This window comes from Mesorhizobium sp. C399B, from assembly GCF_030323185.1.
Taxonomy (GTDB): Bacteria; Pseudomonadota; Alphaproteobacteria; order Rhizobiales; family Rhizobiaceae; genus Mesorhizobium.
This window is the reverse complement of sequence record NZ_CP100472.1, coordinates 6484711-6499086: the sequence shown is the minus strand read 5'-3', so window position 1 is coordinate 6499086 and position 14376 is coordinate 6484711. Positions and strand designations below refer to the sequence as shown.

General features: G+C 62.7%; 16 protein-coding genes. 9 read left to right on the top strand and 7 right to left on the bottom strand.

From position 1 onward, the window contains the following. Positions 1–168: 168 nt before the first annotated feature. Positions 169–669 (bottom strand): pantetheine-phosphate adenylyltransferase, encoded by a 501-nt coding sequence (gene coaD, locus NLY36_RS31165; RefSeq protein ID WP_023670954.1) that lies wholly within the window; start codon positions 667–669, stop codon positions 169–171. A 194-nt stretch (positions 670–863) separates the two neighbouring features. Here coaD and NLY36_RS31160 point away from each other — a divergent pair, with 194 nt between their 5' ends. Next, positions 864–1010 carry a hypothetical protein gene (locus tag NLY36_RS31160; RefSeq protein WP_023670953.1) on the top strand — a complete coding sequence of 49 codons (147 nt, stop codon included), beginning with the start codon at positions 864–866 and terminating at the stop codon, positions 1008–1010. 56 nt (positions 1011–1066) lie between these two features. Here the strand turns inward: NLY36_RS31160 and gyrA are convergent, their stop codons facing one another. Next, positions 1067–3856: a DNA gyrase subunit A gene (gene gyrA / locus NLY36_RS31155; protein WP_023696506.1), complete on the bottom strand. Its 2790-nt coding sequence runs from the start codon at positions 3854–3856 to the stop codon at positions 1067–1069. A gap of 223 nt (positions 3857–4079) precedes the next feature. Further along, the gene (locus NLY36_RS31150; protein ID WP_023736561.1) at positions 4080–4931 is read right to left on the bottom strand and encodes a helix-turn-helix transcriptional regulator; all 852 of its coding nucleotides are present in this window, start codon (positions 4929–4931) and stop codon (positions 4080–4082) included. Between the two features lie 87 nt (positions 4932–5018). Here NLY36_RS31150 and NLY36_RS31145 point away from each other — a divergent pair, with 87 nt between their 5' ends. The 3 genes from NLY36_RS31145 (at position 5019) to NLY36_RS31135 (ending at position 6702) form a co-directional block, all read left to right on the top strand. After that, on the top strand, positions 5019–5555 hold the full coding sequence (locus NLY36_RS31145; RefSeq protein WP_023736560.1) for a hypothetical protein: 537 nt from the start codon (positions 5019–5021) through the stop codon (positions 5553–5555). Positions 5556–5588: 33 nt separating this feature from the next. Continuing rightward, a complete protein-coding gene (locus NLY36_RS31140; protein ID WP_023726684.1) occupies positions 5589–5966 on the top strand; it encodes a VOC family protein in 378 nt (125 codons plus the stop codon). Between the two features lie 106 nt (positions 5967–6072). Next, positions 6073–6702 (top strand): MarC family protein, encoded by a 630-nt coding sequence (locus NLY36_RS31135; protein ID WP_023736559.1) that lies wholly within the window; start codon positions 6073–6075, stop codon positions 6700–6702. A 10-nt stretch (positions 6703–6712) separates the two neighbouring features. Here NLY36_RS31135 and NLY36_RS31130 read toward each other — a convergent pair whose 3' ends face one another. The 4 genes from NLY36_RS31130 to NLY36_RS31115 form a co-directional block, all read right to left on the bottom strand. Continuing rightward, positions 6713–7138, bottom strand: a complete 426-nt coding sequence (locus NLY36_RS31130; RefSeq protein ID WP_023684635.1) for an OsmC family protein — start codon at positions 7136–7138, stop codon at positions 6713–6715. Between the two features lie 23 nt (positions 7139–7161). After that, a complete protein-coding gene (locus tag NLY36_RS31125; RefSeq protein ID WP_023684634.1) occupies positions 7162–7560 on the bottom strand; it encodes a DUF2306 domain-containing protein in 399 nt (132 codons plus the stop codon). A 37-nt stretch (positions 7561–7597) separates the two neighbouring features. Continuing rightward, a complete protein-coding gene (gene ssb, locus NLY36_RS31120) occupies positions 7598–8131 on the bottom strand; it encodes a single-stranded DNA-binding protein (protein WP_023684633.1) in 534 nt (177 codons plus the stop codon). Between the two features lie 210 nt (positions 8132–8341). Continuing rightward, positions 8342–8743: a hypothetical protein gene (locus NLY36_RS31115; protein WP_023684632.1), complete on the bottom strand. Its 402-nt coding sequence runs from the start codon at positions 8741–8743 to the stop codon at positions 8342–8344. Positions 8744–8875: 132 nt separating this feature from the next. Between NLY36_RS31115 and NLY36_RS31110 the strand changes: the two genes are divergently transcribed. The 5 genes from NLY36_RS31110 to uvrA all read left to right on the top strand — a co-directional run bounded on the left by NLY36_RS31110 (position 8876) and on the right by uvrA (position 14366). Further along, positions 8876–9190: an ArsR/SmtB family transcription factor gene (locus NLY36_RS31110; protein ID WP_023706188.1), complete on the top strand. Its 315-nt coding sequence runs from the start codon at positions 8876–8878 to the stop codon at positions 9188–9190. Then, a complete protein-coding gene (locus NLY36_RS31105; protein WP_023736558.1) occupies positions 9187–9654 on the top strand; it encodes an SRPBCC family protein in 468 nt (155 codons plus the stop codon). The genes NLY36_RS31110 and NLY36_RS31105 overlap by 4 nt, the downstream gene beginning before the upstream one ends. Before the next feature lie 29 nt (positions 9655–9683). Beyond that, positions 9684–10292, top strand: a complete 609-nt coding sequence (locus tag NLY36_RS31100) for an ATP-dependent Clp protease proteolytic subunit (protein WP_023670942.1) — start codon at positions 9684–9686, stop codon at positions 10290–10292. Positions 10293–10438: 146 nt separating this feature from the next. Beyond that, positions 10439–10660 (top strand): hypothetical protein, encoded by a 222-nt coding sequence (locus tag NLY36_RS31095; RefSeq protein WP_032891865.1) that lies wholly within the window; start codon positions 10439–10441, stop codon positions 10658–10660. A 784-nt stretch (positions 10661–11444) separates the two neighbouring features. Further along, the gene (gene uvrA / locus NLY36_RS31090) at positions 11445–14366 is read left to right on the top strand and encodes an excinuclease ABC subunit UvrA (protein WP_023736557.1); all 2922 of its coding nucleotides are present in this window, start codon (positions 11445–11447) and stop codon (positions 14364–14366) included. Positions 14367–14376 lie beyond the last annotated feature (10 nt).

Genomic DNA, 14376 nt, shown 5'->3' with positions numbered 1-14376 from the left:
GTGTTTTCCGGTTCGGCGGCGAAGGCCGAAACGGATGCGGTCACGAGACCGGCAAGCACGACGAGAAACGAGGCGAGCTTTTTCAGCTGCATAAGGGATCTCCGAAGGTCTTTGTTAGGGTGCATGTCGTTGCCCCAAAAACCGGCATCCACTTTGGGGCGACATGCACTATTTCGCGAATTTGGCGGTGAGCGCACCGGCAACGGCGGCCGGTACGAAGGGACGGATGTCTCCGCCCATCGAGGCTATCTGGCGCACAAGTGTGGCGGTAATGGTGCGTACCGATGGGCTGGCGGGCAGAAAAACCGTCTGCAGTTCCGGCGCCATGGTCTCGTTCATGCCGGCCATCTGCATCTCGTAATCGAGATCGGTGCCGTCGCGCAGGCCGCGGATCATGATCGAGGCGCCATGCTTGCGGGCCGCGTCGATGACCAGCCCGTCAAAGGCGACGACCTTGATACGGTCGCCGTCGCGGCCAAATTCGGCCTTGGTCGCGGCCTCGATCAGCTTCACCCGTTCGTCGAAGGAAAACAGCGGCGTCTTGCCGGGGTGAGTGCCGATCGCCGCATAAACCGTGTCGGCGACAGCCAGCGATGCCTTCAGGACATCGAGATGGCCGTTGGTCAGCGGGTCGAAGGAGCCGGCATAAAGGGCGATGCGATCGGTCATGGGAGGTGCTTCTAGCGGGGCATTGGGCGGAAGGCAAATGCGATTGGGAACATCTGCGTGAACCTTTTCGCAGACATGAACGACAGATGAATGCCTTGATCACGAAGACTTCACGCCGCGTTCGCTAGTTTGCACTTCGGAAGATGAAACCAAAACCCGACCTAACCGTTGGATAGGCGCAGGAGAACACGCACATGCTGATCTACATGCTCGCCACCGCAATGACCGTCGCCATGCTGATCGCCACCGCATTCGGATTGCATAGCGAGGCAGAGCGCGTCCGTGTCCGCACAAAGCGGTTCGAAGGTTTCGGCGCTCGCTGGCCCCACCGTCGCCCCTGATTTATTGCTAGTTTCTTGTTTGCGCCGGCCCATCGGGCCGGCGTTGTTGCTCAAACCTATTCGGTGCTGTCCGGTACGGCATCTCCGGCGCCGGCCTCAATGACACCCTCTTCGACATCCTCGTCGGCCTGCGGCTCCGAAATCCGTTCGACCGAAACCACCTTCTCGCCTTCGGCGGTGTTGAAGATGGTCACGCCCTTGGTGGCGCGGCTGGCGAAACGGATACCGTTGACCGGCACCCGGATGACCGTGCCGCCATCCGAAACCAGCATGATCTGGTCGTCATTGCCGACCGGGAAAGTCGCCACCAGCTGGCCGATCTCGGCCACCTTCGACACGTCGGTGGCGCGGATGCCTTTGCCGCCGCGTCCGGTCAGGCGGAAATCGTAGGATGACGAGCGCTTGCCGTAGCCATATTCGGTCACCGTCAGCACATACTGCTCATGCGCCTTGAGCTCTTCGTAACGGCTGTCGGAAAGCTCGGTCTCCTCGCCAATCTCCTCATTGGTGAGTGCAATCTCTTCTTCCTCGCCGGTCACCTCGGCGGCAAGCCGCCGCTCCAGTGCTGCCCGCTTGAGGTAGGCGGAGCGTTCCGCCGGTGAAGCATCGACATGCTCGATCACCGACATGGAGATGATGCGGTCGGTCTCGGCCATGCTTATGCCGCGCACGCCGACCGAATTGCGGCTCTGGAAGACGCGCACATCGCCAACGCGGAAGCGGATGCACTGGCCGGAGCTGGCGGTCAAAAGCACATCGTCATTGTCTGTGCAGGTCTCGACGCCGAGGATCTCGTCGCCCTCCTCCTCCAGCTTCATGGCGATCTTGCCGTTGCGGTTGACCTGGACGAATTCGGACAGCTTGTTGCGGCGCACGGTGCCGCGCGTGGTGGCGAACATGACGTCGAGTTCGCCCCAGCTGGTCTCGTCCTCGGGCAGCGGCATGATGGTGGTGATGCGCTCGCCCTGCTCCAGCGGCAGCATGTTGATCAGCGCCTTGCCGCGCGACTGCGGATTGCCGATTGGCAGCCGCCAGACCTTTTCCTTGTAGACGATGCCGCGCGAGGAGAAGAACAGCACCGGCGTATGCGTGTTGGCCACAAACAGCCGGGTGACGAAATCCTCTTCCTTGGTCGACATGCCGGAGCGGCCCTTGCCGCCGCGGCGTTGCGCCCGGTAGAGCGACAGCGGCACGCGCTTGATGTAGCCGGAATGGCTGACGGTGACGACCATGTCCTCGCGCTGGATCAGGTCCTCGTCTTCCATGTCGGCGCCGCCGTCGGTGAGCTCGGTGCGGCGCGGCGTGCCGAACTCGTCGCGCACGGCGGCAAGCTCGTCCTTGACGATCTGCTGGATGCGGGCGCGGGACGACAGAATGTCGAGGTAATCCTTGATCTCGTCGCCGATGGTGTTCAGCTCGTCGGCGATTTCGTCACGGCCGAGCGCGGTCAGGCGCTGCAGGCGCAGTTCGAGGATTGCGCGCGCCTGTTCCTCGGAGAGGTTGTAGGTGCCATCCTCATTGATGCGATGGCGCGGATCGTCGATAAGCAGAATCAATGACTCCACGTCCCCGGAGGGCCAGCGTCGCTCCATCAACTGCTCGCGCGCCGTCTGCGGATCGGGCGCGGTGCGGATCAGCTTGATCACTTCGTCGATGTTGGCGACGGCGATGGCGAGGCCGACCAGCACGTGGGCGCGGTCGCGCGCCTTGCGCAGCAGGAATTTCGTGCGCCGGCTAATCACCTCTTCGCGGAAGCTGACAAACGCCTTCAGCATGTCGGTCAGGTTCATCACTTCCGGCTTGCCGCCGTTCAGCGCCACCATATTGGCGCCGAAGGAGGTCTGCAGCGGCGTGAAGCGGTAAAGCTGGTTGAGAATGACGTCGGCGACAGCGTCGCGCTTCAGCTCGATGACGACGCGGTAGCCCTGGCGGTCGCTTTCGTCGCGAATGTCGGAAATGCCTTCGATGCGCTTGTCGCGCACCAGCTCGGCCATTTTCTCGATCATCGAGGCCTTGTTCACCTGGTACGGGACTTCCGTGATGATGATCGATTCACGGTCGTTTCCGCGCTGTTCGACATTGACCTTGCCGCGCATGACGATGGAGCCACGGCCAGTCGCATAGGCGCTGTAGATGCCGGAACGGCCGAGCACGATGCCGCCGGTCGGGAAATCGGGACCCGGAATGATCTCCATCAGCGCCGGCAAATCGATCGCCGGATTGTCGATGATGGCGATGGCGCCGTTGCAGATCTCGGCCAGATTGTGCGGCGGGATGTTGGTGGCCATGCCGACGGCGATGCCGCCGGAACCGTTGACCAGAAGATTGGGGAAGCGGGCCGGCAGCACCTTCGGTTCGGTGTCGGATGCGTCATAAGTCTCCTGGAAATCGACGGTTTCCTTGTCGATGTCCTCCAAGAGTTCATGCGCGACCTTGGTCAGCCGCGATTCGGTGTAGCGCATCGCCGCCGGCGGATCGCCGTCGATGGAGCCGAAATTACCCTGCCCGTCGATCAGCGGAACGCGCAGCGACCAGTCCTGCGCCATGCGCACCAAGGCGTCGTAGATCGAGGCGTCGCCATGCGGATGGTATTTACCCATCACGTCGGCGACCGGGCGGGCCGACTTCACATATTTGCGGTTCCAGTGGTAACCGCTCTCATGCGCCGCATAGAGAATGCGGCGGTGAACCGGCTTCAGGCCGTCGCGTACATCGGGCAGCGCACGGCTGACGATGACGCTCATGGCATAAGAGAGGTAGGAGCTCTGCATCTCCTCGATGATGGAGATGGGCTCGATGCCGGTAGGGCCGCCGTCGGCGCCGCGCGGGGGTTTTTGGTCGGTCAAATCGGATCACAATCTAATCAGGAATCACTGACCGCTTATATAGGAAGCACGGCCGAAACTCCAATATTCGTGGTGCTTTTCCAACGACAATTTTGGCGGCAATTTCAAATGGATACCTCTGATTGCGACGATTTGGCCATAACGCATTTCGCCGCCGCAAGGGCAAAAGCCTGCGATGGACCGTTTTCAAAGCAAAGAGCGTATCAGGAGGCAGGCGGACGCATCAGCGGGTAGCCACCCGCCGGGCGCGATAGTGGCCAGGCGTCTCACCCATGACGCGCCGGAAACGGCGGTTGAACGTCGACAAATCGTTGAAACCGGCCTCGAAGGCGATTGCCGAGATGGCATCGCCTGACATGCGCAGCCGCACCGCCGCGCGGTGCAGCCGGGTTCTCAGCAGAAACTGATAGGGCGTCATGCCGGCGACCTGCCGGAAGGTGCGCAGGAAATGATACGGGCTGGTCGCCGTCGCGCAGGCAAGCTCGGAAAGCGAGACCGGCCTGTCGGCATTGAACTCGATCTGCCGCACCGCCTCGGCAACCCGTTTCTGGTCGCGGCGGCTCGGCGGTCGAACGCCAGGCACCGCATCGCTGGCCACAGGCAGTGCTGCGCCGGCAACTGCCAGTGCTGCGCCGGCAATTCGCAGGCCAAGCTCTTCAAAGGCGTCGATGTCGACCATCTCGCGCGCCGCTTCCGCCTCGGCCAGCAGCGATGCGAGCGCCGGCAAGGGCGGCAGATGCGGCACGCCGAAGGCGGGCTTGCTCGCGCCGGGCACGTCGCTGGCGATGCGGTCGAGATAGGCCGGTGCGAAGTGGAAGGACAGGCAACGGTCGCCGGCGCCATGCTCATGCCCGCATTCATAGCAGGCGCCGACATTGCCGAGCAGGATCGCGCCCGGCGCCAGCATGGCGGCGCCTTGCCTGGTGCGGTAGCGGAAGGTGCCGCTGGTGACAGCGGCAACGCAGAAGGTGTCGTGCGCCTCCTCGAACGGGCGGTCGCCGGCGCCGGCCGTGCACAGCACGTCGGACACATGCCAGCCCTGCCCCGATGCCAGGTTTTGTTCGCTCGTCGTCATGGCTTGAAAGATAGCAATTTTTCCCAAGCGCGACACCCGGTCGGGGCCTATCGCTTGCAGCCTCCTGACACAACGAAGGCAGCAAGTATGATCGGTACATCCTCCTTTGACGAAGCGCTCCACAGCGACGGCCCCAATCCCGGCCTGGCTGAAAAGCTGGATCTCTACGGCCGCTTCGTCGGCGCCTGGACATTCGATGCCACGCGCCATCTCGAGGACGGCACGGTTCTCACCGGACGCGGCGAGGTGCATTTCGGCTGGGTCCTGGAAGGCAGGGCGATCCAGGATGTATGGATCCTGCCCGCGCGCGATGCCGGCCCCTCACCCTCGGTCGGCAGATGGACTTTCTATGGCACAACGCTGCGGGCCTATGATCCCGGCTCGGATGCCTGGCACATCTTCTGGAGCGACCCGCGAAACCAATACTACAGCCGCCAGCTTGGTCGCGCCGAAGGCGACACAATTGTGCAGGTCGGCGCCGACGGCACTGGTTCCTCGGTCCGCTGGAGCTTTTCGCGCATCACCAAGGACAGCTTCCGCTGGCTCGGCGAGCGTTCGCACGACGATGGCAAGACATGGCGTCTCGAAGTCGAGTTCCTGGCGCGCCGCGTCGCCCAGGACTGATGACGCAACATATTGCAAAAAAGGTGAAAAAACATGCTTGACCATGTCTCGATCGGCGTCCGCGACACCAACGTTTCGAAGCCCTTCTACGATGCCGCGCTAAAGCCGCTCGGTTATTCCTGCCTCAGCCAGTCGCCAGGCTCACTGGGTTATGGTGCGCAAACCGTGGCGCTGTGGGTGAACGATGCGGCGCGGCCAGTGTCATCGGACGAGAAGTCCGGTCTGCATTTCTGCTTTAGCGCGCCGACGAGGCAGAGTGTCGTTGCCTTCCATGCCGCCGCCTTGCGTGCAGGCGGCAGCGACAATGGCGCGCCGGGCCTGCGCGCCGACTATGGCGAGAACTATTACGCTGCCTTCGTCGTCGATCCCGACGGCTATCGTCTGGAGGCCTATTGCAACGCTGCCGCCTAACACTGACGCCGTCTCCGGTATCGCCATGTCAGACGGTTCCCACCGGTCGGGCTTTGCTCTACCACTATGGTGGCGCAGGGGTCCGGCCCGGCGGGAGGGGTCAGCGATGCCGAGTTTCGACAGCCTGTTCAACGCCTTCGTCACCATTCTGGTGACCATCGACCCGCCAGGTCTCGCGCCGCTCTTCCTCGCGGTGACACGCGGCATGAACCGCGAGGAACGTCAGCAGGTTTCGGTGCGCGCCTCGATCATCGGCTTCCTGGTGATGGCGCTGTTTGCGGTGGCCGGGGCGTCCATCCTGTCGGTGTTCGGCATCACGCTGCCGGCTTTCCGCGTTGCCGGCGGGTTTTTGCTGTTCTTCATCGCGTTCGAAATGGTGTTTGAGCGCCGCCAGGACCGCAAGGAGAAGATCGGCGACGTTGCCATCACCAAGGACATGATCCACAACATCGCGGCCTTCCCGCTGGCGATCCCGCTGATCGCCGGCCCCGGTGCGATTTCGGCGACCGTGCTACTGTCGAGCTCGTTTCAGGGTTTTGCAGCACAAGCGGCGCTGGTCGGCATCATCTTCGTCTGCCTTGCCATCACCTATCTGGTGTTCGTGCTGTCGGAGCGCATCGACCGCATCCTCGGCCAGACCGGCCGCTCGATCCTCACCCGCCTGCTCGGCGTCATCCTGGCCGCGCTTGCGGTTCAGTTCGTCGCGGATGGCATCAAGGCGCTGATGGCGGGGTAAGCGGCAGCCCCTACTCCACCGCCGTATCGACGACCTTGAAATCGTGGGTGATGACAGCCGTCTTGGCCAGCATGGCCGAGGCCGAGCAGTATTTCTCGATCGACAGGTTGATGGCGCGCTGGACCTTGTCGCGCGACAGCGCGTGGCCCGTGACGATGAAATGCATGTGGATGCGGGTGAAGACTTTCGGGTCGGTTTCGGCCCGGTCGGCGTCGAGTTCGACAACACAGTCCTCGATCGCCTCGCGGCCTTTTTCGAGGATGTGGACGACATCATAGGCCGAGCAGCCGCCGGTGCCGATCAGCACCAGCTCCATCGGGCTCGGACCCGGCGTCTTGCCTTCCGGCCCGGAGGCGGTTCCCAGCACAACCTTGTGGCCGCTGCCGGACTCGCCGACGAAGGTGCGCTCCTCGACCCATTTGATCCGGGCTTTCACGGCAATCTTCCTTTCAGAAAGCGTCACTGGCCGAAGACGACCGTGTGCATGATCCGCCCCGGCAGCAGCGTGAACACGCCGGCGCCGATCAGGGCGAAAACATACAGCGATATCATGACCCTGCGATGTGTGGCGACCCGATGCATATGCGCGTGCCAGACCGCCAGCGGCACGGCGATCAACACTAACATCGACAAGAGATGGATCGGGCTGAACGGACCGACGAGGCGTATCTGCTGGATCCAGAAACTGGAGATGGCGACGACCAGCATCAGCGCCGCCCAGGTATAGCCGACGACACGATGACGCGTCGTGCCTTTCGGCAGCGCTAGTTGCGTAGCGCCAATGGCCAGCGCGGCAAGGGCCGCGAAGGCGTGCCATGGAATGGGAGGGCGCGCCGATAGAAGCGGTCCGAGCGACATCGCGCCCTCTCCTCAGATATCGCTGACTACCGTCAGCTCAGAACGGGATTTCGTCGTCCAGTTCGCGCGACGAGCCGCCGCCACCGCCGCCCTTGGAACCGCCGCCACCGCTGTTGCCGCCGCGGTTGAAGCTCTCATTGGGGCCAGACTGGCCGAAATCCGAGCCACGGCTCGCGCCGCTGCCGCCGGCATAGTTGCCGACCTGACCGCCGCCCTCGCCGCGAGAATCGAGCATCTGCAGCTCGCCGCGGAATTTCTGCAGCACGACTTCGGTCGTGTACTTGTCGGCGCCGGTCTGGTCTTGCCATTTGCGTGTCTGCAGCTGGCCTTCGACGTAAACCTTCATGCCCTTCTTCAGGTACTGCTCGGCGACCTTGGCGATCTGGTCATTGAAAATGACCACGTTGTGCCATTCGGTCTTTTCCTTGCGCTCGCCGGAGTTCTTGTCGCGCCAGCTTTCCGACGTGGCGATGCGGATGTTGACGACCGGATCACCGGAATTCAGGCGGCGGATTTCAGGGTCCGCGCCGAGGTTACCGACCAGAATGACCTTGTTGACGCTACCCGCCATGACACTTCTCCGTGCTCATCCGAAACAAATTTCAAGTCGTTCACCTTACAGGCCGCGCACAATCCTGGCTTGCCGCGGCTGGCTTTTCCCACAAGGTTTTTGTTCCCTTTTCGTTCCTATACTGTTAACCACGGATTGTCAAGGAATGGCAGCAATCGCCGACGCGGGCGCGTGGATTTAGCTGACACGCAGGGGCGAGAAGCGGTGTCGTCAGCGCCGTTTTTTAGCTGGCCGCAACGGACCGAAAAAGCCGCTCCACTCCATGCCCATGCCATGGGCGCGCTGTGCGATCACGGTTGGCGCCGACATCAGCCCGACTGCAGGTTCAGATTTCAGAGCCGGGTCATTCAGCAATTTCCCGATCGCGCGCCCGTGCCACCACACCTGAGCGACGAGCGCCGCTACCACCGCGATCAGGCCCCAGGTCCCCAATCCTTCGCCGAAGACGTAAATCCCGTATGGCGGCGATAGCGCCGTACCCAGCTTGGCCAACAAGATCACGGCCACGAAACCGATGACGGCGATCGCTCCTATACCGAGTACGAGGCGGCGATAGAGCCTCAGAGCCTCGTTGAGGTTCTCGGCGGACGAAAGATCGACGTTGGAATTCATAAATACTACTCCTGCCTCGCGATGATCGGCCCATCTTGTTCCCCACGGCTTAGAGGCCCGGCAGGATCCAATCAATACGCAGCATTCAAAACACCCCTTGCCAAATCGATAAGTATCGACTTATGCTTTGCCATGATCGAAGCAGAGATTTTTCGCGCCCTGGCCGACCCGACGCGACGCGCCGTCTACGAGCGGCTGACTTCCGGCGAGATGAGCGTGTCGGAGTTGCGCACCGGCATGAGCGTGTCGCAGCCGGCGGTGTCGCAGCACCTTGCCGTGCTGCGCGGCGCAGGCCTGGTCAGCGAAAGACGCGCCGGCCGCAACGCCTACTATCGCGCCGATCCGCAAGGGCTCGAGCCGCTGCTCGGCTGGATCGAACGCTACCGCGCATTCTGGCCGGAGCGCATCGAAAGACTGAAGGTCGTTTTGAAGGACATGGACCAATGACCGACGAAAAGCAGACGCAGACCGCCAAAGATGCCCTCGCCTTCGAATGCGATCTGCCGGACGCACCGGAAAAAGTGTGGCGGGCACTGACCGTGCCGGACCTCTTGGCGGAATGGATGATGCCGAACGACATCAATCCGGAAACCGGCAGCCGCTTTGCCTTTGCCGGGCCTGAGAAGCCGATCGAGTGCGAAGTGCTCGACGCCGAACCGGGGCGCCTGCTGCGCTATTCCTGGCGCGAGCGTTCCGGCGACGCCGACCGCGAGGAGCTGGGGAGCATCGTCACCTTCACACTCGCCCGCACCGTTTCCGGCGGCACGCATCTGCGCATCGTCCATGACGGGTTTGTCCTGACGCCTGCGGTCGCGATGGCCGGCGCCGGCTGCCGGCTCTCGCTGCGCGCATACAAGCCCAAGCCGCCAGTTGCCGCCAACGCGCCGCGCCTGTTGCTGCGCGCTGCCTGAACCGGAAAAATCAAAACGGAGACAATGAGATGAGCGGCTTTGCCAATCTGGTGCCGATGGTGATCGAGCAATCGAGCCGCGGCGAACGCGCCTTCGACATTTTCTCGCGGCTGCTGCGCGAGCGCATCATCTTCGTCAATGGCGAGATCAATGACGGCATGTCGGCGCTGGTCTGCGCCCAGCTCCTGTCGCTGGAATCGGACAATCCCGACAAGGAGATCTCGCTCTACATCAACTCGCCGGGCGGCGTGGTGACCAGCGGTTTCGCCATCTACGACACGATGCAATATGTCAGCTGCCCGGTGTCGACCGTGTGCATGGGCTTTGCCGCGTCGATGGCCTCCTTCCTGCTGATGGCGGGAACGCCGGGGCGGCGCATCGCGCTCCCCAACGCCAGCATCGTGCTGCACCAGCCTTTGGGCGGCTTCCAGGGCCAGGCCTCCGACATCCAGCGTCACGCCGAAGGCATTTTGCGCACCAAGCGGCACATGGCCGACCTCTACGCTCACCATTGCGGCCGCACCCACGAAGAGGTCGAACGCACGCTCGACCGCGATTTCTTCATGACCGCGAAGGAGGCCAAGGACTGGGGCCTCGTCGACCATGTGTTCGACACCCGCAAAAAGGCGGCGGCCTGATCGGCGGATTGAATGCAGGCCGGTGTTCCCTCAATTTCAACGCCGCTGGTCTGGCCTCGCCTTGAGCGCGGCACTATAGTCTTGCCATGCGCTACCACCTGAACAGACTGACCATAGCCATTGCCATCACGGCGGCGACATCGAGCATGGCCTTTGCCGGGGGCAGCACCAGCACGTCGCGGAAAGGCGCCCTGCCCGGCGTGACCGGCGACTACCGCATCGCCAAGCCCGCGCCGCAGCCGGAGCCGGACGACGCGCTGCCTGCCGGCGAGAACGGCACGTTCAAGATCGGCGACACCGATGTCAGGATTTCCGGCAGCATCACTGTCGATGTCGGCACGGGTGGGATCAAGCCGCCGCGCCGGTAGCCCCTTTTCCCAGTTACTATACGGGAGAGAAAGCCTGCGCCGACGACTTCCTCACAAAAGAACAGCCCCGCCGTTGCTTCCGCTAACGGTCGGGGCTTTTTTTGGATTCCAAATCCAAACTGCCGGTAGTGTTATACCGACTTTGATTTCGGATGCTTCGCGGCGTTCAGCCGACGATCCGACTAGCCGTCTCTAATTTTTGTGGGATTCGGCAGGTCACGGTTTGTCGGGTGGTTTGTTGGATTGTCGCGATGCGTCCATTTGGACACATACACTTCAATGCCTCGAAACTACCTGGCACTTATGCCCGCCGCGGCTCCACTAGCAGGTGGAGCCTCAAGGGACTATCCGGTGGCGTCATGCTCCGCTCCTATGTCCGTTGCGACAGGTGTCAATCCGAAGCACAAATCGCAAAAGCCTGCGGCGTCTCGCAGGCCGCTATGGGCGGCGAGGCCATCAAAGACGGCCGGCTCCGTTGACTCCGGCAGAGTGCGCCCCCGATTCGACGACGTCAACCTTGAATAGCCGGTTACGGAAAATGTGATCGCCGGGAGCTTGCGTCACGGTCAGTTTCTGAAACACCCTTGTCAGTTTCTGCACAGCTTTGTCAGGAGCGTGTTCGGTCTTTGTTCTTTCCGCTTGCCCCTTCGCGCGAAAGACGGTTAAACGGCTTTTGGTCGAGAAGTGTGGCGTCTCTCGACGTGGCGGCAAAAATACCTACATAGGGAATGGCCGGGAAAACCCGCCGATCCCACTGACACCAGACCTGAGGCGGCGACCGGCGATGGCCGACCATAAATACCTTTCCATTCGCGGGGCACGCGAACACAACCTGAAGAATGTCGATCTCGACCTGCCGCGTGACAGCCTGATCGTCATGACCGGCCTGTCGGGCTCCGGCAAATCGTCGCTTGCTTTCGACACCATCTATGCCGAGGGCCAGCGCCGTTACGTCGAGAGCCTGTCGGCTTATGCGCGCCAGTTCCTCGAAATGATGCAGAAGCCGGATGTCGACCAGATCGACGGCCTGTCGCCGGCCATCTCGATCGAGCAAAAGACCACGTCGAAGAACCCACGCTCGACAGTCGGCACCGTCACCGAGATCTACGACTACATGCGCCTGCTGTTCGCGCGCGTCGGCATCCCCTATTCGCCGGCGACCGGCCTGCCGATCGAAAGCCAGACGGTCAGCCAGATGGTCGACCGGGTGCTGGCTGTCGAGGAAGGCACGCGCCTTTTCCTGCTGGCGCCGATCGTGCGCGGCCGCAAGGGTGAGTATCGCAAGGAACTGCTGGAGCTGCAGAAGAAGGGCTTTCAGCGCGTCAAGGTCGACGGCGTCTTCTATGAGATCGCCGATGTGCCGGCGTTGGACAAGAAGTACAAGCACGACATCGATGTCGTCGTCGACCGCATCGTCGTGCGCGGCGACCTGGCGACACGGCTTGCCGATTCCATCGAAACGGCGCTCAAGCTGGCGGAAGGGCTGGCGGTGGCCGAGTTCGCCGACCGGCCGCTCGACGCCAGCCAGACCGGCGAGGACTCGGTCAACAAATCGAAGAACGAGACGCATGAGCGCATCCTGTTCTCGGAAAAATTCGCCTGCCCGGTTTCCGGCTTCACCATTCCGGAGATCGAGCCCAGGCTGTTCTCGTTCAACAACCCGTTCGGCGCCTGCCCGACCTGCGACGGCCTCGGCAACCAGCGCGCCATCGACGCCAGCCTGATCGTGCCGGACGAAAACGTCTCGCTGCGCGACGGCGCCGTCAGCCCGTGGGCGAAGTCGACCTCACCCTATTACGCCCAGACGCTGGAAGCGCTGGGCAAAGCCTATGGCTTCAAGCTCGGCGACAAGTTCAAAGACCTGACCGAAGAGGCCAAGGAAGCCGTCCTGCGCGGCACCGGCGAGCGCGAGGTCACCTTCCAATATGATGACGGCCTGCGCTCCTACAAGACCACCAAGACGTTCGAGGGCGTCATTCCCAATCTCGAACGGCGGTGGAAGGAAACCGAATCCGCCTGGATGCGCGAGGAGATCGAGCGCTTCATGTCGGCGACGCCCTGCCCGGTCTGCAAGGGATACCGGCTGAAGCCGGAAGCGCTGGCGGTGAAGATCGCCGGCAAGCATATCGGCGAAGTCACAGAGCTGTCGATCCGCAAGGCCGACCAGTGGTTCACCGAACTGCCGCCACATCTCAACGACCAGCAGAACGAGATCGCGGTGCGCGTTCTCAAGGAAATCCGTGACCGCCTGCGCTTCCTCAACGATGTCGGCCTCGACTATCTGACGCTGTCGCGCAATTCCGGCACGCTGTCGGGCGGCGAGAGCCAGCGCATAAGGCTGGCGTCGCAGATCGGCTCCGGCCTCACCGGCGTGCTCTATGTGCTGGACGAGCCGTCGATCGGCCTGCACCAGCGCGACAATGCCCGCCTGCTCGACACGCTCAAGCATCTGCGCGACATCGGCAACACGGTGATCGTCGTCGAGCATGACGAGGACGCCATCCTGCATGCCGATTATGTCGTAGACATGGGTCCAGCCGCCGGCATTCATGGCGGCGAGATCATCGCCCAGGGCACGCCGCAGCAGGTGATGGCCAATCCCAACTCGATCACCGGTAAATATCTGTCGGGCGCGCTCGAAGTCGCCACGCCCGGTGTCAGGCGCGAGGCCAAGAAAAACCGCCGGCTGAAGATCGTCGGCGCGCGCGGCAACAATCTCAAGAACGTCACTGCCGAAATCCCGCTCGGCACTTTTACCGCCGTCACCGGCGTGTCTGGCGGCGGCAAATCGACCTTCCTGATCGAGACGCTGTTCAAGGCGGCGTCGCGCCGCATCATGGGCTCGCGCGAGCATCCGGCCGATCACGACCGCATCGAGGGCCTCGAATTCCTCGACAAGGTCATCGACATCGACCAGTCGCCGATCGGCCGCACACCGCGTTCGAACCCGGCCACCTACACCGGCGCCTTCACACCGATCCGCGACTGGTTTGCCGGGTTGCCCGAGGCCAAGGCCCGCGGCTATCAGCCGGGCCGCTTCTCCTTCAACGTGAAGGGCGGCCGCTGCGAGGCCTGCCAGGGCGACGGCGTCATCAAGATCGAGATGCACTTCCTGCCCGACGTCTACGTCACGTGCGACGTCTGCCACGGCAAGCGCTACAACCGCGAGACGCTGGATGTCGTGTTCAAGGGCAAGTCGATCGCGGACGTCCTGGACATGACGGTCGAGGAAGGCGTCGATTTCTTTGCCGCCGTGCCCGGGGTGCGCGACAAGCTGGAGACGCTGAAGCAGGTCGGCCTCGGCTACATCCATATCGGCCAGCAGGCGACGACGCTGTCGGGCGGCGAGGCGCAGCGCATCAAGCTCGCCAAGGAATTGTCGCGCAAGGCGACCGGCAAGACGCTCTACATCCTCGACGAGCCGACCACGGGCCTGCACTTCCACGACGTCGCCAAGTTGCTGGAAGTGCTTCACGAACTGGTCGACCAGGGCAACACGGTGGTGGTCATCGAGCACAATCTCGAAGTCATCAAGACCGCCGACTGGGTGCTCGACCTCGGCCCCGAAGGCGGCGATGGCGGTGGCGAACTGGTGGCACAGGGCACACCGGAAGCCATCGTGCGCGAAAAGCGCAGCTACACCGGCCAGTTCCTGAAGGAGCTTTTGGAGCGGCGGCCCGGAGGCAAGCGCGAAGCGGCGGAGTAACTGACAGACC